This window comes from Paenibacillus sp. FSL L8-0435, from assembly GCF_037965655.1.
GTDB lineage: Bacteria > Bacillota > Bacilli > Paenibacillales > Paenibacillaceae > Paenibacillus.
The window spans coordinates 5,042,188-5,067,815 of the sequence record NZ_CP150185.1 but is presented as its reverse complement, the minus strand read 5'-3'; the positions used below and the strand labels follow the sequence as shown (position 1 = coordinate 5,067,815).

Below are 25,628 nucleotides of genomic sequence, written 5' to 3'. Positions count from 1 at the left end.
TTGTAACTATAATAGTTACAAATAGATCGGATGTCAATTCCTTTATATTATATTTTAATGGATAGTTGCTGTTGTTCTGGAATCGTAGATGATCAAACAGATGATAATTGAACTATCACCTATGTCAAATAAATGAGTTGTGGTTCTTTTGAAGCGTTAAAAAAGAAGTAGGTTTCAAACCTTTTAATGTAATAATAGGGCTAAATTCCTATTATTTTCAAGTTAAATGGAACTATATGGTTTTCTTGTTTGCGTACAGAAGAAGAAAAATGACAAAACCTTCGACAAACTAGAAAATTATGTATTAATTGACAAATGTAAAAGCGATTATATAATGTGTTTAACTACAAGATTGTACATTTAGTTACAAATGATTCCAAATAACAAACGACGGGAGTGGGACAGGCATGTGGTTTTTGGTTCTATGGTTGTTAGGTCTAATTTCAGGGGGAGTACACCTATATGTGTTAGGTTTTCCCGGAGAAATGAGCGAGATTAGCAGAGTATTGCTGCTTCATCAGTTTGTGGTTACGTTTGGATTGGTTGGAGTGATTGGTTATGTTGTCAACATTGCCAGAGCGGATCAGACAGCCAAAATGTTAGGATGGCCTGGTGGACCATTTCAGGTTAAATACGGTTTTTCCCAAGTAGGGCTTGGAGTTATGGGGATTATGGCCATCTGGTTCCAGGGGAACTTTTGGGTTGGTGTATTGGTAACGATGTACATATACGGATTAAGTGGTCTTTGGTCTCATACTTATGTCATGATTAAAAATCGCAAGGCAGATGGAGACAGTATCGGGAATCTCATTATGGATGTGGTGTATCAAACGTTTATCACGGTTCTCTCCGTATTGGCTGGTGGAATCTGGGTAATGCACTAAGCTGTAACTGATTTTTTGCCTTACACAGCTTGAATCTCAATTAAACGATGAGGTGTGGTCGTGATGGTACAAAAAACCGTTGAACTTTCCGAAACACAAAAGGGAATCTATTTTGATTGTCAGGTGAATGATCCCACTTCGTATAACATCTCAGCTTCAATGCAATTTGATCATCTTCAAATGGAGATATTTCGCCGGGCCATCGAATTGCTTATGTATGAGCAAGTGGTGCTGCGTACTCGGATTGAGATTAAAAATGATGTACCCGTGTTATCCGTTCATGAAGATATGGATTATTCACTTGCCTTGTGGGACCTAAGTAGCGAGAATCAGGAGAATCCAAAGGAACAACAGTTAGAAGCACTGGTGGATGAATGCATCGGGACACCTTTTGAGCTGGAGAGAGGTCCTCTGTTCCGTATAATGATTGTTCAGATGGATAAAAGCCGATACATTCTGACCTTATGTATTCATCATTTAATATGTGATGGCTTGTCGCTTGAACTGATGAAAAACAAACTTATCCAGTCATATACGTGTCTTCTTGAAGATCAGCCTGTGGATGTCAAGCTGGATGAAGGATTCATCTCTTATGTTGAGGCAGAGAACAAGAAACTGCACGAAAACAAGTACTCCAAAGAGCGGGAATACTGGTTAAACAAAATGAAGGGAGCGGAACCTCTTTCTCTAAAACATGACTTTCCAGCAGGTTCTGTACAAGAAGGGATTGGTCATGAACTGCGATTTGATATTTCGGAATCGTTAATGGCTGATATTACACAGATGTCCAAAGATAATGAAGTAACCGTTTTTATGTTCTTTATGGGTGCCTTTGGCATTCTTATGAGTAAATATGTCGGTACAGACGATATCACCTTTGCCTCCCCATATTCTCATCGTCCCGGTATGGACTTGGAAGAAACGATTGGATGTTTTGTCCATATGTTGCCTATGCGATTCCATATTGACCTCGAATCAACTCTAAAACCTCTGCTGCAACAAGTAGCCACAACCTGGATGGATACGTACAGGAACATCGGATATCCCAATAACCTCATTGTCAGAGACAGCATGTTACAGGCTCAACCCGGATCGCCATCGTTGTTTGATATCTCCTTTGTTTATGATTCCTATGAGGAAGATATGCTCGGAACTCGTATTCTGGATCAGGATAAGGTTACGTTTCCAGGAGATCTAATGGTGGTGTTGAGCCGTTTACCGCAAGGTGCTCAGTTGAAGCTGCAATATAAACCGAGCTTGTTCCGTGAAGATTCAATGGAGCGAATGGGCCAACGATTTCTATACTTGCTGAATCAACTAGTAACCAATTCTGATCAAAAAATCAGGGAGTTCAGCCTCCTGATGCAGGATGAGAAAGAAAACCTACTGTACCGATTCAATCAAACTTCTTATTTTCCCTACACTCCACAACATATTATGGATATATTTCACGATAAAGTAGCACGTTTCCCGGAGCGGGTAGCTCTAATGGAAGGCAAGCAGCATCAGACCTATGCGCAGGTCAACGCAAAAGCGAATCAATTGGCTAGGCAGATCGTTGCGATTAAAAAAAGTGATAACGCGGCAGTTGGCGTGCAGATGCCACGTTCCTCGGATATGGTCATTGCCCTATTGGCTGTATTAAAAGCCGGATGTGCTTTTGTGCCTGTAGACCCTTCCTATCCTTTGTCCAGAAAGGCCTATATTTTATCGGATGCAGACATATCCATAGTGCTGGCTATGCAGCCGGAAAAAGATGACGAGACTCTGGATGTCCAGTACATCTACGTTGAGGGAGATCAGGCCTATACGGGGGATGTCTCAAATCTCGAAGAGGCGCTGAATCCGCATAGCCTTGCCTATATCATGTACACGTCCGGATCAACAGGCAAGCCAAAAGGAGTCATGGTTGAAAATCATAGCGTAGTCAATACACTGCTTGATCTGGAGCGTCGTTTTCCGATGCAGGCGCAGGATGTTTACTTGCTGAAAACGGCATATACCTTTGATGTGTCCGCCACGGAACTTTTCGGCTGGTTCATGGGTGAAGGCGCACTAAGTATTCTTGAGCCTGGAGCAGAAAAAGACCCTGCTCGTATTGTGTCTACGGTGGCATCACATAAGGTTACGCACATCAACTTTGTTCCAACGTTATTCCGTCTTTTTCTGGAAACGATGGAGCTTCGCTCCGATCTGTCAGCATTGGAAACGTTGAAATGGATGTTTGTTGGCGGAGAGGCAGTCACGCCAGACATCATTGAGAAATTTAACAGGTTAGGCATTGGAGCAAGTCTTGAAAATGTTTATGGTCCAACCGAATGCACCATATGGGTTTCTCATTATCCGTTAAGCCATTACGAAGGCTTGGGCAATGTACCGATTGGCTACCCGCTCAATGAGTCCAGATGGTATGTCGTCGGAAATCATGATGAGCTTCAGCCGTTAGGTATTCCAGGGGAGCTTTGTCTTAGCGGTGTTGGGCTTGCACGTGGATATCTGAATCTGGAACAGATGACCCGAGAGAAGTTTGTCCCTAATCCTTTCTTCCAAGAAGGACAGGATGCAGAGCATTTCAGGTACATGTACCGCACAGGTGATCTGGTACGTTCACTCCCAAGCGGTACGATCGAATATCTGGGACGCATTGATTTTCAGGTTAAAATTCAAGGAGCCAGACTGGAGACAGGCGAAATTGAGAATACCCTGTCATCCTATCCGGGTGTCATCCAGACCGTGGTAGTTATGAAATCATTTGAAGGTAGGTCCGGCTTGCTGTATGCCTACTATCTGTCAGAGCAGGAGCTGCCTTCTGTCGAATTGAGAGAGCATCTGTCTCGTTTGTTACCGGCATATATGATACCATCCGTTTTTGTACATAAATCCGAATTTCCATTGAATAGCAGTGGGAAGATTGACCGGAAGGCACTCATGGCAGATATCACGCATGCTCACGCTTCCAGTACGTTCTATACCGCCCCGTCTTCTGAGCTTGAGAAGGTTATAGCCGAAGTGTGGGCCGAAGTGCTCGGTGTTGAGAGAGTAGGGCGCGATGACCATTTCTTTGAATTGGGCGGAAATTCATTTTCTGTCATTCAGGCTCACAATAAACTTAAGCATTATACCGATGTGGAGTTCCCTGTGCCTCGTTTTTTCGAATGCCCGACATTGCGTCAATTTGCCGCACTGGGTCCGAAAGATGAGGGAGTTCGGATACCGACTGAAAGGGAACAATTGTTTCAACGAAAAGATGGCATTATGCGTGAGGACATTGCAATTGTGGGCATAGCGGTGAATGTGCCGGGCGCTGAGGATATAAGGGAGTTCTGGAGTAACCTTGTTGAACGGCGGGAAAGCATTCACTTTTATAGTGATGATGAATTGAGGGAGCTTGGCGTGGAGGAAGCACTGCTACGTTCACCTCGTTATGTCAAGGCAAAAGGACGTGCCAACGGCATCGATGAGTTTGATGCAGGGTTCTTTGACTATACTCCCGGTGAAGCCAAAATGATGTCTCCCCAATTCAGACTTTTGTATCAGGGAATATGGGAAGCGCTGGAGGATGCAGGCTGCAGACCGGATGAAGCGGGTAAGGTGGGTGTGTTCCTTGGCGGGTCCGATGACTTCGAATGGTACCGTCAAGTGCTTTTTAACGATGCTAACTATAGCAGTAAATACGAAGCATTCACCCTCAGCACCAATCATTTTCTCGCTACCCGAATGGCTTATAAGCTGAACTTAAAAGGGCCAGCCTATACCGCTCTTACGGGATGTTCTACTTCATTGGTTACACCTCATCTGGCATGTCAATCTTTGATCGTTGGAGAATGTGATGTGGCCGTGGCTGGTGGGATCACCGTGGAGTTGCCCAATGAAGGGGGTTACATATTTGAGGATGGCATGATGTTCTCCACAGATGGACACTGTCGTCCATTTGATGCGGCAGCCAGTGGAACCGTCTTCTCCAATGGTATGGGAATTGTGGTGTTGAAGCGGGTAACCGATGCTCTGCGGGATGAAGATCATATCTACGGGGTCATCAAAGGCTCAGCAATTAACAATGACGGACAAGAGAAACTCAGTTTTCTTGCTCCAAGCGTAAGCGGACAGGCTGAAGTCATTCAGGATGCTTATAAGGTAGCCGGAGTAGACCCGGAAACGGTGAGTTATATCGAAGCACATGGTACGGGAACGTTGCTTGGTGATCCAATTGAAGTAAACTCGTTAACTCGGGCCTTTGCTTCCGACCAAAAGCAATTTTGTTATTTGGGTTCGGTCAAAGGCAATGTGGGACATATGGATACAGCCGCAGGTGTGGTTGGTTTAATCAAGGTAGCGCTCAGTCTTGGACAAGGATATATCCCTGGAACAGCGAATTATGAGCAACCTAATCCCAAAATTGATTTTTTGAATACGCCTTTTAAAGTTAATGCACAAGGGGTGGACTGGAAACAGGGCAAAGTTGGAGTCATGCGCGCAGGAATCAATTCATTTGGTGTGGGGGGCACGAATGCTCACATGGTATTGGAGGAGGCTCCCGAGATGGAGAAGTGCAGTCCTGATGATGACGTAAATATATTTCTTTTTTCCGCCAAAACAGAGTACTCGCTGAACCGCACCGCTGAACGGATTATGGAACATCTGACTCAGCAGCCGGATCAATCTGTGTCAAACGCAGCGTGGACCTTGCAATCAGGTAGATCTGTTTTTGCGTATCGTAAGGCACTCATTCTGGATAAGACATGGAAGGATAATCCGGACAAGCTGATACAGCAACTGGGGAAAGCACGCGTATACCATTCGGCTCAAGGCACTCGTCCCGTATACTTTATGTTCCCCGGACAGGGCAGTCAGTATCAGGGAATGGGTGCAGAACTATACAGATCTACAGAGCAAACAGGCCTGGCTCCAATCTTCAGAAGTTATATTCAGGAAATATTGGACCTTCTGCCTGCGGAAGAACGAGAAGATATGCTGTCTGTTGTATACGGGGATCAGCACCCTGAGCGAATAAACCAGACGGAGTACAGCCAATTCGCACTGTTCATGACAAGTTATGCGCTGGCCAAGTCGCTGCTGGATCTGGGCATCAAGCCAGATGGCATGATCGGACACAGCATTGGTGAATTGGCTGCTGCAGCGGTAGCGGGTGTGTTCGAACTCGGAGATGCTGTCAATTTAGTTCGACTTCGCGGACGTCTGATGCAACAACAACAACCCGGGGTTATGCTTGCCATTATGGCGGATGCACAGCAGGTGAAGTCACAACTGGAGGAAGATATGTGGCTTGCCCTGGTGAATACTACAGGTTCCAGTGTGATTGGTGGGACAGCTGAAGCCATTTCACGGATGGAAGCCAAGGCTGAAGGACTGGGCTGGAAGTGCATTCGTGTGAAGACTTCCCATGCATTCCATACGCCAATGATGAATCAGGCCGCTGAGGAATTTAGACGTTATCTAGCAGAGCATTCACTTCATACGCCACAGATCCCTTTACTGTCCAACACCAGTGGAACATGGGCGCTTGGAGATGAAATCACACAACCTGACTATTGGTCCCGTCATATTTTACAGCCGGTGTTGTTTGAATCAAACCTGGCTGAAGTGTTAAAGGATGAACGGGCTGTATTAATTGAAGTAGGTGCAGGACGAACGCTAAGCTCCTTTGCCAGACAGCACAGTCTATCAAGAGATTCCCAGACGGTACTGAATATGCTACGTCACGTAAGGGAGACGGAGCAGGACAGTATCTATGTGAACCGCAGACTTGCGGAGTTATGGTGCGAAGGCATTGAACCGGACTGGAAGGTGTTCAAAGGGCAGACGGTACGACGCAAATGCTCTCTGCCTACTTATGTTTTCAACAAACAATCCTATCCTGTCAGTGTTTCTCTTTCTGGCTCATCAGCGGCGGCAGGAATGGATACCGGGGATGATAGGCAGCATGCAGATCAGGGAAAGGGAAGTGGCTCTACTCTAATAAAAGGGACCGTTTATACTGGCGGTTCAGACCAACTGAAGCAGATTGTCCTTGATGCATATCGAACGATTTTTGGCATCGATGATCTAGATGAAGAGGTTAATTTCTTTGCGGTTGGAGGAGATTCTCTCAAAGCAGTCAGCTTGTCTGCATGGATCCGGTCTCATTTAGGAATTCAGCCTGAGGTAGCTGATGTTTTCAATCATTCAACGCCTATTCAACTGGCGGAGCATCTCTATGTCATGGCGAAACCAAAAGTGGACCAACAGACCATTCAATCTGCACCCACTATGGATGCGTATCCAATCTCTTCTGCACAGATGCGAATGTTCACACAAGCGATGCTTGATCCAGGCAATACGGCATACAACCTACCGTCTGCAACCATTATTGAAGGTGAATTGGACCGTATAAGAGTTGAGGCTGCTTTGCAGAAGTTGATGCAGCATCATGAAGCGCTCAGAACATCGTTTGAGATACGGGGTGGTCAGATCGTTCAGATTATCCAACCTTCGGTTCGCTTAAGTATGGGCTATGCAGAGCTGCATGTGGCAGATGACCAAGAGTTGCCTGCGATGATCGAGACATTGATTCGTCCTTTTGATCTGGGGAGTGCTCCGCTTATGCGGGTTGAACTGATTAAGATAGGCGAGCGCAAGCACCTGTTATTCTTTGATATTCACCATATTATCGCAGATGGTACATCTGTCGAAATCATCACTCGTGACTTCAATGATTTATATTTTGGCAAAGAGCATGCAGTCCGATTGCAGTACAAAGATTACGCGGTTTGGCAGCAGCAGCGTCTCGCTTCAAATGACTACAATTCACATCAAACGTACTGGCTGGACCATCTTGGCCCTTCTTTACCTGTGCTGCAGCTTCCGCTTGACCATGAGCGTCCATCACAGAGATCCATGCAAGGGGGCCGTCTCCATTTCACATTGAATCGTTCGTTAACACAACACTTGCACCAGCTGGCTTCCTCATCGGAAGCATCCATGTATATGGTAATGCTAAGTGTGTGGAATCTTCTTCTCGCACACCGCTCAGGTCAGCAGGACATTGTGGTAGGAACGCCTGTTGCAGGAAGGATGCAAGAGGAGTGGAAAGAGACGGTAGGCATGTTTGTCAATATGATTGCGATGCGGAATTTTCCAACGTTTGATCGTACGTACACTGATTTTTTACGCGAACTTAAACAACATACACTGGATGCTTTTGCGTATCAGGAGTATCCGTTTAATGAGCTTGTGGCACAACTGGGCGTGGCACGTGAGTTGAACCGAAGTCCGGTATTTGATGTTTGTTTTGATTATCAGAACATGGATTTGCATGGACTTGAACTTCATGGTTTGCAATTCAGTTCTTTTCCGGTGGAGACGGGTACCTCTACTTATGATCTGTTATTGACCTGTCAAGAAAACAGGGAGAAGCAGGTGATTGAAGGATATATCGAATACTCGCTGGATCTGTTCCGCCGGGACACAGTTGAAGGTATGATGCAGGAGTTTATCGGACTCTGCCAAGAGGTTGTACAACAGCCCAATCTGTCTGTGAGCGAACTGTTTGAGAGAAACGAACGTTCTCACGAGCACCCAGTCCATCGTCTTGCTGGTCCACGTCTGGATTACACTCCTGCGGTGGGTCTGCATCGGCTGTTCGAGCTGCAGGCAGAACACACACCAGACAAGAAAGCTCTCCTTGTATCATCCGGAGCCTCTTTTACCTACAGGGAGCTTAATGAAAAAGCTAATACGCTGGCTTGGAAGCTGATTGATCAAGGTGTGCGCCGGGATGAACCTGTAGGCATATTATCCAGACGAGATGAATCGTTGATCATTATGCTGTTGGCGGTGCTGAAAGCTGGGGCGGCTTATGTGCCTCTGGACCCTGCTTTTCCGCCGCAGCGCATCGTGAATATGATCGAAGATAGCCGAATGAACGTATTGCTGTGTACGCCTGATGCAGAAGGAACAGTGACTTTTAGCGGAGAGCGATTCGTGTATGATTCAACTTCCCAGGATGTGCGCGCATCCGTTAACCCGGACAGAAGCTTCCTGTCTTCGGACCTGTCCTGTGTGATTTTTACCTCAGGATCAACGGGGCGTCCCAAAGGGGTGATGATTACTCATGAGGCGATGGTCAATTTTGTTGAGGACATCAGGCACCGACATATTTTTGCACATGAGACAGATCGCATCATCAGTGTGACGACCATATCTTTTGATATTTTCGGATTTGAAGTGTGGACACCATTATGCACCGGATATTCGTTGTATCTGGCCAATGAGCAGGAGCAACTTGACCCGGCTCTTGCTTCCCGTCGAATACGTGAACATGGTGTTACACACATTCTTAGCACGGTCTCACGCATTAAGGCATTTGTCGAAAATCCGGAATTCGCTCAGGCGCTGGGCAATCTGCGGTGTGTTCTTACCGGAGGGGAAAATGTCCCTGTGGGACTTCTCACCGATCTGAAGCGGCTTACACCTGCTCGAGTCTTTAACATGTATGGACCAACGGAAACTACAATCTGGTCAACAACCAAAGAATTGAATGATACAGCCGCGATTACCATTGGCAAGCCCATTACCAATACAGAGATTTATATTCTGAATGATGAAGGTGAAATACTGCCACCTGGCAGTTATGGAGAGCTGTGCATTGCAGGAAAAGGATTATCCCGCGGTTATCTGCACAATGCTGCTGAGACCAATGCCCGATTCATTGCAAACTCCAATGTTTTGGGAGGCCGTTTGTACCGAACTGGCGATCTGGCCCGTATACTGCCGGATGGGGATGTTGAGTTAATGGGACGGTTGGATCAGCAGGTGAAAATTCGTGGCTACCGGATTGAACTGAACGAGATCGAGCAGGCAGCGATGAATTATGAACGTGTAAGGGAGGCTGTCGTTAAGGTAGAAGGGGCTGAGCCACATTCATTGCAATTAATCCTTTTCTACAGTCTGAAACCGGGGATTGGGCCGTTCGTTATGGAACAAGAAGACGTACAGCTTCGGACCTGGTTAAAGCAGCGGCTTCCACAGTACATGATGCCTTCTCGCTTGATTCGTCTGGAAAATCTGCCTGTGCTGCCTAATGGCAAACTGAATCGCAATGCCCTTCGTTTGGCTGATTTTGAAACGGGAGAGAGGGATAACCCGGCTCTGGTTTATGGCTCATCGATTCAAGGAATCGAGCGGGCAAAAGTTGATCTGGAGCAGATGCTTATTGCAGCGTGGAAGGAAATATTGAATCTGGATACGGTTAATATCCATGATCACTTTTTTGACATCGGAGGCAACTCGCTGGGGCTTATTCTGATCAATAATCGCCTGAATGCCTATCTGGATAAAAGCGTTCCGCTGGTGCAATTGTTTGAGCATTCCTCCATCGCATCACTGGTCAATCATCTGGTGGCTGAGCAGATGCTGCCGACAGTTACACAACAGGTGCAAGAGGGAAGCGGGCATATCGCTTCGGTTGGATATCCTGTTACGAACCCGGAGCCGACAACAGCTCCCAAAGAGTATGTGATGAGCACAGTTGAACACAGCAAAGTGGAACAGAGCAGACCAGAACAGAGTATCCAGTTTGCCTCAGAACACAGTAGCGGAATTCCTTCTTCGTCGGATATCGCAGTCATTGGCATGGCAGGGCATTTTCCCGGTTCAAGAAATATTGAGGAGTTCTGGGATAACCTAATGGCAGGTAAGGACGGTATCACCCGTCTGGATGAAGATGATTTAACCGCTGCGGGTGTACGACCGGAAGACTTCAAACATCCCGATTATGTACGGGCCAAAGGTGTACTGCAAGACACTGAGTATTTTGACTCCGGATTTTTCGAATATCCGCATCAGGAATCCAACATGATGGATCCGCAAATACGGCTGCTGCATCAGTGCTCATGGGAGGCGCTTGAGCATGCCGGATGTGATCCTTACAGTTATGAGGGAGCTATAGGATTGTTTGCCGGAAGTGGACTGAGCTTACCATGGATGGTGCAATTTCTAGGTCGTTCCGGTAATTTGCTACAGGCTTTTGAAGCCATGACTTTAAATGAAAAGGACTATATTACAACCCGAGTATCTCACAAATTAAATCTGAGAGGGCCAAGTATGGCCGTACAGACCGCATGTTCGACTTCTTTGGTCGCTATCCACCAAGCTGCTGAATCGCTGATTCGGGGGGAGTGTGATGTGGCACTTGCGGGAGGTGTCTCTATCTCCTATCCGCTCAAAGAAGGTTATCACTGGCATGAAGGCATGATTTATTCCAAGGATGGTCATTGCAGACCGTTTGATGAGCAGGCATCTGGTACTGTGTCTGGTAATGGATGCGGAATGGTTGTGCTCAAGTCACTCCGCGACGCGCAGAGAGATGGAGATCATATCTATGCAGTCATTAAAGGTTCAGCGATTAATAATGATGGCATGGACAAAATTGGATATACGGCACCGAGTGTGGCCGGGCAGGTCAAGGTTATTCAATCTGCCCTGCATCGTTCGGGAGTATCTCCAAAAGAGATCTCCTATCTGGAGGCGCATGGAACAGGAACCAAATTGGGTGACCCGATTGAAATCGAAGCGCTCAGGCAGTCATGGGGAACAGATCGTAGAAATTATTGTGCTCTAGGTTCTGTGAAAGCCAATATTGGACATCTTGATGCGGCAGCAGGTGTCGCCGGTTTTATTAAAACCGTACTGACGCTTTATCACCGGGTGGTTCCGCCACAGATTCACATGAATCGGACGAATCCGATGTTGGAGCTGGAGCATAGTCCCTTCTATATCAACAAGGAGCCACAGCCATTAGAAGAGGCGAAGGGTATCCTGCGAGCGGGTGTCAGTTCGTTTGGGATCGGGGGGACCAATGCTCACGTCATTCTGGAGCAACCACCCGTCCAAGAGAGCCAAGCCAATTATGAATCTTTGCTTCTGCTGCCCTTCTCGGCCAAGAGTGAATCTGCGCTGGAACGCACGTACGATTCGGTTCTACAGGCGATCCATGCATTGCCGGAGCAGTTGCCCAATGCTGCGTGGACTCTGCAAAAGGGAAGAAGCAGATTCATTCATCGTAAAGCACTGATCGTTGTGGACGGTTATATTCCGCCAAGTGAGCAGTCTATAGAGTTCGAGACACAGGCAAGTGTGATGAATGGGAAGCCTAAGGTCATGTTTTACCTTAGCGGGAATGCAAGTTGGGAAGCGCGCAAGATTCGGGAACTATATGCTTCTGTGTATCGCAGCCAGGTCTCAGAGATATTTAAACAGCACTTTGAAGAGATACTGAACCTCTTTGAGTCCAAGGAACAGTATGCCATTCGCCAAGGCATAGGGCGATCGTTAACCGATTCAAGGCTTGAGCGCATGCAGTGCTTTGTTGTGCAATATGCTCTTTATCAAACCGTGATGCAGCTTGGTATCAAGCCGGATGCTGTCTGTGGACAAGGCGTTGGCGAACTGGTGGGGTTGGTCATTAGTGATGCACTTGATCCAGTACATGCCGTGGGGCTTTTATACAATTGGGAGCATTGGTCACTAGAAGAAGGAGCATTGTCAGATGCTATGACAGGAAGGATGACAGATGCAACTGTAACAGACCTTGCGTCGAGCATTGCACCACTGTTATCTCCAAATTTCCTGTTTACGCTGCTAAATCGCAAGACGCTTTCTGAATCTGCTGGGCATACGCTGTGGATCGTTTCGAATCAGCAGCAGGATACAGACCAAATAGTCCCGGCTTCATTTTCAGAGCCAAACGTCATTGCTCTTACTGGAGATCGTCAGAGTTTGCTTGAGGCAGACGTGTATTTAATGAAATTACTTGCTTTTTGCTGGTGCTCTGGCATGGAGTTGGATTGGGAACAGTTAAACGGAACGGGGCGCAAGCAAAAAATCTCCCTGCCGACGTATTCCTTTGATCCCATTGTTCATCAACATGATGTTGCGTTGTATCAGCTTGCAGGTATGTCACAGGTTGCAGCGGGTTCTATCACAGCATTAGACCAATCTCCAGCTGGGAAAGTCAGGGTTCAACGGACTGATGATGAGATAAGGCATATATTGTCGCAATTGTGGCAGGAGTTGCTTGGTAATGGAGCAGTCAGCCTTGAAGATGATTTCTTTGAACTTGGAGGTCATTCTTTAAAAGCGATTTCCTTGGCGTCGAGGATTAAAGAAATGTTTGGATTAAATTTGGGGCTGGAAGAGGTTTTTGATCATTCAGTGTTTGAACACATGGTTCAATGGATTGCTGAACATCAGGCTACAAGCGACTCTGATTCAGTGAACCCAATTTTGCCTGTTACTAAGAAAGAGAAATACAAGACCACTTCTGCACAGCGAAGAATGTATGTGGTGCATGAGTGGATGAAAGGTGAGAGTACGGCGTACAATCTCGCCAGCTCTTATATGGTAAGAGGAAAACTTGACCCTGCCCAATTCAGAGTAATAATGGATGCACTGGTAGAGAGACATGAAGCATTCCGTACCAGGTTCGAAATGATTGATGGTGAGCTTTTCCAGGTTGTTGAGGATCAGGTTCCAAGCGTTGTGGAGTTGCTGGAATTAGAAACGGCAGGGTTAGAGCAGGTCATGGAATGGATCAAGCCTTTTGATCTGACCTGCGCACCATTGGTTCGTGTTAAGCTGATTCGCCTTTCTCAAGAGGAACACATCTTATTCATCGACATGCATCATATCATTTCGGATCAGAGTTCCATTGCTATCCTGATGCAGGATTTTGCTCGCATGTACAGAGGAGAAACATTGCAATCTCTTGACATTCAGTATAAGGATTATGCGGAATGGCGTGATGAAGCTGCTTCACATGGACAATCTGTTGAAGACGCCGAGTTTTGGATACGGGAATTCAAGGACATGCCTGCACCTGTTGAATTGCTTACAGACTTCCCAAGACATGGTGCGTCATCCTACAGCGGAGACAGACGTTCCATTGAACTTGGTGAGTCGTTAAGCACACAGGTCAATGACTTCTGTACTCAACAAGGGCTTACACCCTATATGTTGTTTATGGCAACTTTGAATCTATTAATCTGGAAGTATACGGGTCAAGACGACTTGGTCGTTGGTACAGCGGTTGCGGGGCGTGAGAAGCCAGAACTCAATAACGTTATGGGGATGTTCGTGAACATGCTTGCCATTCGCACCAGCATGGACAGAGAATGCTCCACAGAGGCGTATTTGAATGAGATGCGAGGCAAGCTGTTATCCTGTTATGAGCATCAACAATATCCTTATGAAGCACTGGTGGAACAACTTGGTCTATTCGGTGATTTAAGCCGCAACCCCCTATTTGATGTGGTGCTAAATTACATTAATATGGGAACCGATGATCCTGAAGCCGGGGAACTGATGCTTGAACCATGGGTCGAAGGTAAGGTGGATGCCAAATTTGATCTGACTTGGACACTGGTCGAACATAAACAATGTTACACGGTTGAACTTGACTATCGCTCAGATTTGTTTAAAGCGGAGTCCATGGAACTGATGCTGGATAAATTCCGGTATATCCTGTCTCAGATCACAACAGGGGATAATGAACGAATTGGTCAGATTAAGCTCACTACACCGGAGGAAGAGGACTGGCTACTGTACGGAGTCAACGATAATGCCGCCCAGTATCCGCGAGATGCGACCATTTCCCAATTATTCGAGGAACAAGTTCATATGCATCCACAGAAGACAGCATTGGTCTGGGAAGACGATGAGTGGAGCTATGCGGATCTGTATGAACGTGTTCAGTGGCTGGCGTCCAGGTTGCTTGGACAAGGGGTAAAATCAGGCTCCAGTATTGCTCTCATTCTGGACCGTGGACCGATCCAGATGATCAGTATCCTTGCTACACTCAAAGTGGGGTGCAGTTATGTTCCGATTGACCCAGCTTCGCCGCCATCGAGAATTGAATTTATTTTGCAAGATTGCGATGCGGCTGTGTTATTGACTGAAACGGCGTATGTCTCCACATGGCAATCTGTAGTTCCTTGTATCGTGCCGGCAGATGAACTGGCAGCATTTGATTCGGGAAATATGCAGGAGCCCGTTGAAGATATGAACATGACCGCTCTTGACCCGGCTTATATCATTTATACATCAGGGTCAACAGGAACCCCAAAAGGGACTGTGATGAGTCATCGCAATGTGACCAAAGTCATGAAAAATAGCAATTTTGTCACCGTCGTGCCAGAGGATCGTATCCTGCAAATTTCTAACTATGCGTTTGACGGTTCCATTTTCGATATTTTTGCTTCATTAATAAACGGCGCTACTCTTGTATTAATCTCAAAAGAGACCATTTTGGATATGGCTCGTTTGGCCGATGTCATCCAACAGCAACGGATTTCAGTATTTTATATTCCGACATCCTTGTTTAATATGCTGGTAGATTGGGATGCTGATTGCTTGAAGAATGTGCGTAGAGTGATGTTTGGTGGTGAAGCTGCATCGGTGAGTCATGCCAACAAAGCGCTTGCATGCGTGGGGCCGGGCAGGCTGTTAAATGGATATGGGCCAACGGAAGCAACCTTTTTTGCCTCCTACCACTTATTACAGCAAACAGAGCCTTATACTGGCTCACTGCCTATAGGTTATCCCCTGTCTAACACAGCCTTGTATGTTCTGGATGATGAGCTGAAGCCTGTGCCACCCAACGTTCCAGGTGAACTGTATATCAGTGGAGATGCGGTAGGTATTGGATATCTTAACCGTGAGGATCTTACCCGAAAACACTTTCTTGATGATCCCTTCCGCAAGGGAGAACGAATGTATCGGACAGGTGACATCGTCAAACGTATGATTGACGGCAGTCTGATTTTTATTGAACGTTCGGATTTCCAGGTCAAGATTAGAGGTTTTCGCATTGAGTTATCGGAGATAGGCAATTGCATGGAGCGTCTTTCGGGAGTTCGTGATGCCTTTGTCATGACAGTTACAGAACCATCAGGAAGTCTGTACATTGCCGCTTTTTATACAAGCAATACTGGGGCAGATGTTGAGTATATTCGAAGAGAACTTCACCAGCAACTGCCAGAGTACATGGTGCCTGCACGAATTATTCGAATGGATCATCTTCCGATTAATGCCAATGGCAAAGTGGACCGAAGAGCATTGTCCGAGCATTTGGTTGAAGAGCAGCAGAGGTCTCTGGAAGTGAGTTCACCTCTGACAAAAACGGAGCGTGTCATTCTTGCTGCCATGCGACAGATCCTGGGGAATCCGGGCATTGGTGTGGAAGATCACTTCTTTCAAAATGGGGGGCATTCGCTCAAAGCGATTGCATTCACTCAAATTTTGACAAAAGAAGGAATTGCCATCAATGTGAACGAATTATTCCAATATCCGACAGTTAGAGGGCTTGCCAAATTGGTAGACATTAATCCTCCGGCGTCAGTTGGGTCACAAGATAGCCTGCATATTCAGTCCCCGATAGTCATACCACAGGACATAACACTTCATGAGAAACAACTGGACAGCCTGGTCCTGCATGTCATAAACAGCTGCAACCAGGTTTCATCTTTTATGGCGGGCATGACCCCTATGGGTCGATTCCCACTATCTCCAATTCAACAAGCACATGCTTCTACCACTTCACGAGCAAGCGGATTTACAACAACGCTGGAAGGCGAATTGAATGAACAAGCTGTAAAACACCTGATTCTTGGGGTGATATCCCGGCATCAGTTGCTGCACAGCATAATATATGAGGAAGAACAATTGTATTGGCATCCATGTGATATGTCGTTAGCGGCGGACATGCTGCAACAGCTTATCCCGTATCTTGATATTCGTCATTATGCTTCGGCTACGATTGAGCAGTTGGAGTACAAACTGGTTCAGTCTCTGTTACACAAAACGTATACGTTGAAGGAACTACCTTGGCGTCTGTGTATTTTGCGTACAGGAGCCACAGAGCATAAGCTGATTTGGAGTTTTGATCACCTTGCGTTTGATGGTATGAGTGCCCAGATCATCAAGCAGCAACTTGAATCGAAGGCATTATATAGACCGCAAGGTACAGAGATCGAGAGTGATCTTCTGTACCAAGTACGAAATTATGAGGATTATGTAAATTTTCTGTCTCAAGGCCCCATAGGGGTATCAGAAGATGAAATGAAGAAACAATTTTCACTTCAGGCATGGAATACATGTAACACTATCGTCATGAACAAGTTGAAGGAAACAGAAACATTGTCGCCTTCAGCGATGGCTGTCGAGTTGTCTCTTGCAGGGAAGGAGCCTGCAGAGGTTTGGTGGACATGCTTTGAAACTTTTGCCAACATCATTGCGGCTTATCTGAACATAAGCCAATTGCCAATAGCCCTGGTGCACTACGGAAGGGAGTATGGCGAAGAATCCTACTATGATTATGTGGGAGAATTCCTTGATCTGATTCCGGTGCTGGTAGACAGTGAATTCACACAGGAAGATCTGTTGGAACGTCTGGAATTTACGAAGCGACACAGCATTAACTTTATGGCACTTACACATGATTCTTCCCTCTCGGCACAATATGGTGGCATACAGGAACAATTGGGAACTGCCTACAGGCAAGCAGAACAGGAGCCGCGTCAGATGATTCTGTTTAATTATCAAGGCTTCATCTCCAGCAGCGAAGCGATCCCAATGTCGTCTCAGTCGTCGGATGACCAAGATTCGAATTCGGGACTCGCCCAATTTGAATGGGTTATTCGCTACGACGAAGAGTGTCTGTATGTACATCTTTCCTGTCAGACTGGTCTGGACATCAAACGTATGAAACAGCTGATTGACGACAGGCTTGGTAGCGATGTGAAAGTGGTAGTTCACAATGAGGCAATGGAGGTGCAACATGTCCAGTAAATCCATACAGCGAGGACCCGAGCTGATTGTGCCAGAACATTATTCAACAGTGGCTGAGATGCTAATCTACATTGCAGATATTCATCCAGAAAAGGGAATGACCTATATCAGCTCTTCAGGTGACGAACAGTTTGAATCTTATCCTGAATTACTGATACAGGCTCGCAAGTACCTGCAGTCTCTTCAGGAGCAAGGCATTCAACAAGGACAGGTCGTTATTTTGGAGATTGACCAGTCACAGGAATTTTACCGTACATTTTGGGCTTGTATGCTGGGGGGCATTATTGTCGCCCCAGTTAGTCCTCCGGCTGCCTGGGAACCAGGCTCAGCCGGTCTGGAGAAATTCACGAAAGTGTGGGAGGTGCTCGGGCGTCCGGTCGTTATCGTCGAGGAAGCCTACATGCCCAAGTATAAGCAACTTGCGGAAAGTCCGGTATTCAAAGGTCTTATGTTGATCAGCGTGAACCAGCTTCACGCAGGCCAGCAGATGGCTGATCTATGCCCAACCTCCCCTGATGACATTGTGTTCCTGCAATTCTCATCAGGAAGCACGGGAATTCCCAAAGGTGTGCAGTTAACAAATCACAATATTATCGCCAACAGTATTGCATGCAAGACATTTCTTGGAGCCGAAGAAGGAGATAATGTGTTTACCTGGTTGCCGCATACCCATGATATGGGGATATTTGGACAGCACCTGACACCTGTCCTGAGTGGAGCCAATATCATGGTGATGTCACCTTATACCTTCGTACGGTCCCCTTATCTGTTCTTGCGCAAGATTACGGAGCATCAGGGAAAATGGTTTTGCTGCACCAATTTCGGTTTCGAATGGATGGTTCAGAAGATCCCGGATTCCAAGCTCTCAACGCTGGATCTATCTTCACTGCGTATGACCTTGAATGGTGCAGAGCCTATATCAACGTCTGTTATCGAGCGATTTGTCAAAAAATTCAGCTCTTGTGGCTATCGTCCCAATATGATGTTTCCTGCGTATGGCATGGCAGAAGCGACAGTAGGTGTATGTACCTCCAGACTGGGGGAAGAGCCGCGAATTGAACGTATCTCGCGTTCGCGGCTGGTGCAGGAAGGACTGGCTGTGCCAGTCCAGCTACCTAGCAATGAAAGTCATACTTCGGATGTGATCGAATTTGTTCATGAAGGATATCCCATGACAGGGATTCAAATCCGGATTGCGGATGAACAGGGTGAAGTGCTGGATGAGCGGGTCGTTGGCGAAATACAGATTCGTGGGGAATCGGTAACCTCCGGATATTACAGTCTCCCAGAGATCAATCGTGAAATGTATGTGGATGGGTGGCTTCGCACTGGAGACTTGGGTTATATGGCTGATGGCTCCCTGGTTGTAAGCGGACGGATCAAGGACATTGTGTTTATCCGGGGACAGAACCATTATGCGCATGATCTTGAAGAAATTTTGTACCAGAATAGCAGCATTCCGAGAGGCAATCTGACGGTAGTCGGGCACTTTAACAGCCTCAAACAAGTAGAGGAGTTGCTTGTATTTGTTAAATACAAATCGGGAACTCCACAGTTTCTGGATGTACGACAGGATCTGATCCAACGTATGAGGGCTGGATTGGGTATTGAGATCACCCATGTTCTCCCAATCAAGGTTATTCCCAAAACCACGAGTGGCAAGGTCCAGCGCTTCATGCTGAGAAACGAATATGAGCGTGGAGTATTTACCAAGGACATCGAGGCCATTGAAGAGCTGATTCGCGAAAACACTCAACAACAACACGAGACGGTTTCCGCATCCTCTTTGGAGTATACCGTACGTAAAGCCTGGGCCGAAATTCTTCAATTGCCCGCAGGAAAGATTGAGATGGATACTTCTTTTCTCGCACTTGGAGGCAATTCCATCCTCTCCTATCAACTACTTGACAAGCTGTCTGCACATATGGGGCGTGAATTAGGACAAGAACTGCTTGTTTTTTGCAGTACCGTACGTGAGATGGTGGAATATCTGCAGGAACTTCCAGCAGATACGAAGGACTTTGAACAAGCTGAAAAAACAGATAATCACCTGAATGTGCATCGTGCTATTGCTATTACCGGGCTGTCTCTGCGTCTACCTGATGCTGACACCCAAGAGCAGTTCTGGAGCAATCTGGTTAACGGGGTAGATAGTGTTGACCGGGTTAGCTTAGAGCGTGCAACACGTTCCAAGCAACCCGGTTGGGATGACTGGATTGGGGAACTGAAGCAACCGGATACGTTTGATCATGAGTTCTTTGAAATCCCGTCTGAACAAGCTGCATTTATGGATCCGCAACATCGGAAGCTGCTGGAAGTTGCTCATGAGGCGCTGGAGGATGCAGGTATGCTCGTGGACCATGAGGATAAGCGTGATGTGGGTGTGTATGTAGGGATTAATCCAAGCACATACTTCGATCTGGTTGTTGATTATATGAACCGGAGTCTTGGCAAGGCTGTTCATTCTCACGCTATGGTAGGTAATATGTCCAATATTGCAGCGGCCTCCATTTCACACATGTACAATTTTACAGGGCCGGCACTGTCCATAGATACAGCATGTTCTTCTTTTCTGGTCGCACTGACGCAAGCTGTGGCGGCCATTCAGGACAAGCGTATCTCTGGGGCAGTTGTAGGTGGAGCGAACATTTTGGCTACACCGCATGTTCATCAACTATCACGCAATGCTGGAATCTGTTCTTCCACTCAACATACGAAGGTATTTGATCGGGAAGCAGATGGTTCAGTCCTGGGGGAAGGTGCTGTTGTTGTATATCTGGAGCCGCTAACAGAGGCAGTTCGCAACAATAAGCATGTTTATGGTGTGATTCGCGGGACAGCGGTGAATAACGACGGATATTCACTTGGCATTATGGCACCCAACCCTCAGGGGCAATATGAGGTACTCCGTGCCGCTTATCGCGATGCCAATCTAAACCCGAGCGAGGTCTCTTATATTGAAGCACATGGATCGGGGACAAGGATTGGAGATCCAATTGAGGTGAATGCCTTGCTCCGACTGTTCCGGGAAAAGGGATATCCAAGCGACAATTCGATTGGATTAGGTTCAGTCAAAACCAATATTGGACATTTATTTGCAGCCTCCAGTGGAGCCAGTCTTGCCAAGGTTCTGCTCAGTATGCAGCATGGGGAACTGGCACCAAGTCTGCATATGGATAATCCGAATCCGGCCCTCCGACTGGAGCAATCGCCGTTCCATATCGTTAGCGAGCATAGATCGTGGGATGTACCTGTAGGGAAAACACGGAAGGCCGGCATCAGTTCATTTGGCCTGGGAGGTACGAATGCCCACATTGTGCTGGAGGAATGGAAAGCCCCTGTCCGTGCAGCTGCCCCGGCACGTGGCCAGTTGTTAACGTTCTCTGCGAAATCAGAGCAGGCTCTAAAAAAGTTGATTGATAACACGGAGCAGTATGTGAAGAAACATGCGGACCTGGCACCAGAGGATCTTTGTTTTACTCGGAACAGATATAGAAAACATTATCGGTATCGTGCGGCAGTAACTGTCAGCTCAACCGGAGAGTGGAACATCGAAGAGATGGAATTTGGCTTCAAGCCTAGAAACCGAGCTGCTCGTGTCAGTATTGTGGTTGGGGGGCATGAGATTGGCAGAGAAGATGAAGCTCATGCACGTCAAGTAATCAGGCCAGACGATTCTAATGAAGATACGGTATCAACCTTGAACTACTGGGTGACCTTGCTTGAGACACTTGTACGTCTGGTCCCTTCCATTCAGGAGATTCGAGGAATAGCTGCAGGAGAGAAGCTTGTATCCAGTTTACATCTGGATGGCGAGGAACATCACAGCGCTCATACAAGCCAATCCATTCCAGTGAACAACAGAGTGACGTTAGAGAGTCTGCAAGACACACCTGGCAAGATGGCAAACGCCGACATTGTACTTATGATTGCTGCAGATCAGACAGTGCAGCAGCTTGAATACAATGGCAAGGAGAGCTTCATCCGCCTGTCTGCCGAGCCGAAACTCACCATGGAGGATCAGCTTGCATTATTGTTGGGACAGCTTTATGTACGTGGTGCTGCGCTGGATTGGGAACAGTTACATCCGAATGGCTCTGGCCAGATTGTACATCTGCCAGCACATCCATTCGAGCCGTATGTACATTGGATAGATGTGAATCAGGGAACGGAGGTCATGATATGACAAAAGAAGAAATTGAGCTTTTTCTCAAAAGCGAGATTGCTGCAGCGTTGAATCAGGAGCCAGAGGACATCGATGAAGAGATGAATTTTTTGAAAATTGGTGTCTCCTCTGTGCAGGCGCTCAAGATCATTAACCGTGCGCGTAAGCATCTTCAAGTTGACATCAGTCCGGTTGCGTTGTTTGAATACAAAACAATTGCCGAGTTCGCTGCCTATCTCAATGAATCTCTTCTTCAAGAGGGGGTTGCCGAATGATTGAAGTGGATGTAGAGCAAGAGATTATTCATGAAGCTGAATTGTTTGCTGCCCGTGAGATTCGTCCTTATGCTCAACAGATTCAGGAGCAGCAAGCCATTCCCAGAACATTGATCCGTGCCATGGCTGAAAAAGGTTACTTGGCTGCCTCGATCCCGGCTGAATATGGCGGCATGGGTCTCGGTCCTAGGGCGTACGGGCTGTTGACTGAAGTATTTGGCAAGGCTCTTCCAGCCGTTCGCAGCTTGTTAACGGTACATACTTCACTTGTAAGTGAAACTTTGGTACGTTTCGGAACGCCTGAGCAAAAATCGTCCTGGCTGCCCAAGTTGGTGAAGGGAGAATGGATTGCTGCCTTTGGCCTGACTGAACCGGAAGTTGGTTCGGATGCCAAAAGTGTAAAGACCGCGTGGAGAGAAGAATCGGACTGTTATGTTTTGAATGGGAAAAAGAAGTGGATCACGTTTGGACATCTGGCAGATGTATTTATCATTATTGCCTCGAATCAGGGACGAAGCACTGCTTTTTGGGTCGAACGCCAGTTTGAGGGTGTACAGACCAAACCTATTGAAGGTGTCATGGTTGCGGGAGAGACAGGTATAGCTGAGATTGATCTCCATGAGGTGCGTGTACCAAAGAATCACATTATTGGACGTCTGAATGAAGGTTTTGAGTACATCGTAACCGGGGCGCTGGACCAAGGCAGATATAGCATTGCCTGGGCAGGACTGGCGATTGCGCAGGAAGCGCTGGATGCCATGGTGACTTACTCAAGGAAGCGGAAGCAATTTGACCAGAAGCTGAGTCATTTTCAGCTGATTCGCGGCATGATTGGAGATGCGGTGACAAAAGTCCATGCAGCACGAGCATTATGTTTACGGGCAGCCGAGCTGAGAGAAGCCAAGGACCCGCAGGCCGCCATGGAGACAACCATCGCCAAATATTTTACGTCCAAAGTTGCTGTTGAAGTTGCAAGTGATGCGCTACAGGTTCATGGTGCGAATGGAATTAGTAACCAATATCCTGTTGCCAGGCTGTATAAGGAAGCCAAAATTCTGGAGATTATTGAAGGTTCTTCTCAGATGCAGCAGGAGATGATCTCGCATTACGGATTAAAAGCCTATTACAAGCGTGGCGGTGGCGTATGACGTTCTGTGCACTATTTCCCGGCCAGGGAAGCCAGTATATCAGAATGTGCAGCGAGTTGTTGGACAGTGAGCCGGAGGCGAATCAGATCTTTGCGGAAGCGAGCGAGGTGATCGGATTTGATTTGAAGGCACTGGTTATGGAAGGGACCCTGGATCAATTGACGGTCTCTGAATATGCTCAACCTGCTGTGCTGACAGCAAGCTACGTTTTATTTGACTCATTTGTTCGCCGGACAGGAATGACTCCAGATTATGCAGTAGGTCACAGTTTGGGGGAGATTTCGGCTTTAGTAGCGGCGGGAGCATTGCGATTTGCTGATGGAATCCGTTTTACAGCTCAGCGTGGTGCGTTGATGCATCGCTCCATTCAGGAGCAAAAAGGAAGAGCGGGTATTGTTGTTGATATAACCCAAGAAGCGCTTGAAGAATTAGTCGGGAATATTCGTCAGAACGAGTATGTGACGATCTCCGGTTATAATTCACCGGGACAGTTTGTCGTCGCAGGTACTGCGAAGGGTCTTCAACTGCTGGATGATCAGGTGGATGGCTACGGTGGGGAATTCATTCCTTTTCGCATGATGCCAATGAAGGCAGATGCACCTTATCATAGCGAGTTGATGCAGTTCATTCAGCCTGAGCTTGAGGAGATGCTTGCAGCGATTTCCTTCTCTGCACCGGTGTTTCCCATATGCTCTACAGTACATGGTGAGTTCATTCGCGGAGCCGAGGACATTCCTAAGCTGCTGAGCAACCAGCTTTTGCAACCCATTCGCTGGAATCAGGCATTGGCACGCGTTCAAAATCTGGGAGCGACGGTATGGATCGATATCGGTCCAGGCCAGAGCGTAAGAAATATGCTGGCTGAGAATAAGACCTTGCCTGCAGCCTATTCGCTGGATGATCCGCAAGATCGGTCCAGGTTACTGAAGCGATATGAAGCAGTAAACCAGACAAGTGGGGGAGGCGATAAGGGATGATCACGGAGATGATGCAGTACAATCAGCGGGTGAAACAATGGCTGCCTGGTGGTGTGCACTATAATTTTCACCTTCCTTGGGAAGAGACGCCGCTCCATTTCAAGCATGCTTCCCGCAGCAGAGTGACGGACATGAACGGCAACGAGTATTTGGATCTATATGCCCGCTTTGGTGCCCTCATTGTTGGCCACGGCAACGAGGAGTATAACGAGTGTCTGAAGGATACCATTGACCGTGTTCTTTCCGTAAGTCATTGCGATCTGGATGCAGAGGCTCTGGAACTGATCCATCAATATGTTCCTTCAGCAGAGATGATTCGTTTTGGGTTATCAGGCACGGAGATTGTCCAGAATGCACTTCGTCTTGCCCGGGCGTGGACCGGTAAAAATCGCTTTGTACGTTTTGAAGGCCATTATCATGGCAATGCGGACAATATTATGGGTGGCAAGACTGCACGTACAGGTCCGCCTGTACCTTCAGACTATCCTGGTGACATGAAAGGAACAAAGGGGAGGGCAAAGGATGCCATGGAATCTCAATCCTACCTCCTGCCATGGAATGACGCAGCCCGTCTGGAGGAACTATTTCGCCAGCATGGAGACGACATTGCAGCAGTAATCATGGAGCCGGTTTGTGTAAATGGAGGCGGAGTCATGCCTGCTCCGGGTTATCTGCAAAAAGTCAGACAGTTATGTGACCATTACCAAGTCGTGCTCATTTTTGATGAGATTATAACAGGATTCCGTATGGGACTCGGTGGTGCCCAACAGTTATTCGGTGTAACGCCCGATCTGACTACACTTGGGAAGGCAATCGCGGGTGGCGGAGTTCCGGTGTCAGCCCTGGTTGGCCGAGCGGATATCATGAAGTTGCTTGTAGACAAAAAAGTAATTCATGCGGGTACGTTTAATGGCTATCCATTAGGTACAGCTGCTGTAAAAGCTACGCTGGAAATGTTGGGACGCGATGGAGGACAGGCGATGCACAGCATGAACCGCCACGCTGAGATGATGCATGACATACTCTGCCAGGAAGCAGTGAAGGTGGGTCTGCCTTTAATTGTTCAGGGGCCGTCTGGCTGTGCTTCTTATCACTGCTGCACGGAGCCGCTTACGGATACGGCTGATTATACGTTTGAATTAATGTCTTTTGATATTTTGTTAAATAGCAAGCTTGCTGAGCACGGTGTTCTGGTATCTACGCTCTCGCGGATGTATCCGAATATCCTGCTTGATATGCAGGATGTTGCCTTGTTCGGTGAGCGTGTCCCTGCAGCACTTGCAGAAATGAAAGAGATCTACGACGAGCTGATCTAATGGTAGCTCAATAAGGAGGTG

At 47.1% G+C, this 25,628-nt stretch carries 7 protein-coding genes; all 7 read left to right on the top strand.

Annotated features, from left to right (window positions below; genetic code table 11):
- Nucleotides 1–407: 407 nt before the first annotated feature.
- The 7 genes from NST33_RS22505 to NST33_RS22475 all read left to right on the top strand — a co-directional run bounded on the left by NST33_RS22505 (nt 408) and on the right by NST33_RS22475 (nt 25,607).
- Nucleotides 408–884, top strand: a complete 477-nt coding sequence (locus tag NST33_RS22505) for a DUF6790 family protein (protein WP_026080959.1) — start codon at nt 408–410, stop codon at nt 882–884.
- Nucleotides 885–947: 63 nt separating this feature from the next.
- Nucleotides 948–17,726 carry an amino acid adenylation domain-containing protein gene (locus NST33_RS22500; protein ID WP_339308746.1) on the top strand — a complete coding sequence of 5,593 codons (16,779 nt, stop codon included), beginning with the start codon at nt 948–950 and terminating at the stop codon, nt 17,724–17,726.
- Nucleotides 17,716–21,912 (top strand): beta-ketoacyl synthase N-terminal-like domain-containing protein, encoded by a 4,197-nt coding sequence (locus NST33_RS22495; protein WP_339305130.1) that lies wholly within the window; start codon nt 17,716–17,718, stop codon nt 21,910–21,912. Before NST33_RS22500 ends, NST33_RS22495 begins: the two co-directional genes overlap by 11 nt.
- Nucleotides 21,909–22,166, top strand: coding sequence for an acyl carrier protein (locus tag NST33_RS22490; RefSeq protein ID WP_036668520.1), 258 nt, complete (start codon nt 21,909–21,911; stop codon nt 22,164–22,166). Before NST33_RS22495 ends, NST33_RS22490 begins: the two co-directional genes overlap by 4 nt.
- Nucleotides 22,163–23,314, top strand: coding sequence for an acyl-CoA dehydrogenase family protein (locus NST33_RS22485; protein WP_339305128.1), 1,152 nt, complete (start codon nt 22,163–22,165; stop codon nt 23,312–23,314). Before NST33_RS22490 ends, NST33_RS22485 begins: the two co-directional genes overlap by 4 nt.
- Nucleotides 23,311–24,291: an acyltransferase domain-containing protein gene (locus NST33_RS22480; RefSeq protein WP_339305126.1), complete on the top strand. Its 981-nt coding sequence runs from the start codon at nt 23,311–23,313 to the stop codon at nt 24,289–24,291. Before NST33_RS22485 ends, NST33_RS22480 begins: the two co-directional genes overlap by 4 nt.
- Nucleotides 24,288–25,607: an aminotransferase class III-fold pyridoxal phosphate-dependent enzyme gene (locus NST33_RS22475; RefSeq protein ID WP_339305124.1), complete on the top strand. Its 1,320-nt coding sequence runs from the start codon at nt 24,288–24,290 to the stop codon at nt 25,605–25,607. The genes NST33_RS22480 and NST33_RS22475 overlap by 4 nt, the downstream gene beginning before the upstream one ends.
- Nucleotides 25,608–25,628 lie beyond the last annotated feature (21 nt).

Excerpts from the sequence above, each read along its gene's own strand:
- NST33_RS22475 (WP_339305124.1), top strand. The coding sequence starts at position 24,288 with ATGATCACGGAGATGATGCAGTACAATCAGCGGGTGAAACAATGGCTG.
- NST33_RS22485 (WP_339305128.1), top strand. The coding sequence starts at position 22,163 with ATGATTGAAGTGGATGTAGAGCAAGAGATTATTCATGAAGCTGAATTG.
- NST33_RS22505 (WP_026080959.1), top strand. The coding sequence starts at position 408 with ATGTGGTTTTTGGTTCTATGGTTGTTAGGTCTAATTTCAGGGGGAGTA.
- NST33_RS22480 (WP_339305126.1), top strand. The coding sequence starts at position 23,311 with ATGACGTTCTGTGCACTATTTCCCGGCCAGGGAAGCCAGTATATCAGA.
- NST33_RS22500 (WP_339308746.1), top strand. The coding sequence starts at position 948 with ATGGTACAAAAAACCGTTGAACTTTCCGAAACACAAAAGGGAATCTAT.
- NST33_RS22490 (WP_036668520.1), top strand. The coding sequence starts at position 21,909 with ATGACAAAAGAAGAAATTGAGCTTTTTCTCAAAAGCGAGATTGCTGCA.
- NST33_RS22495 (WP_339305130.1), top strand. The coding sequence starts at position 17,716 with ATGTCCAGTAAATCCATACAGCGAGGACCCGAGCTGATTGTGCCAGAA.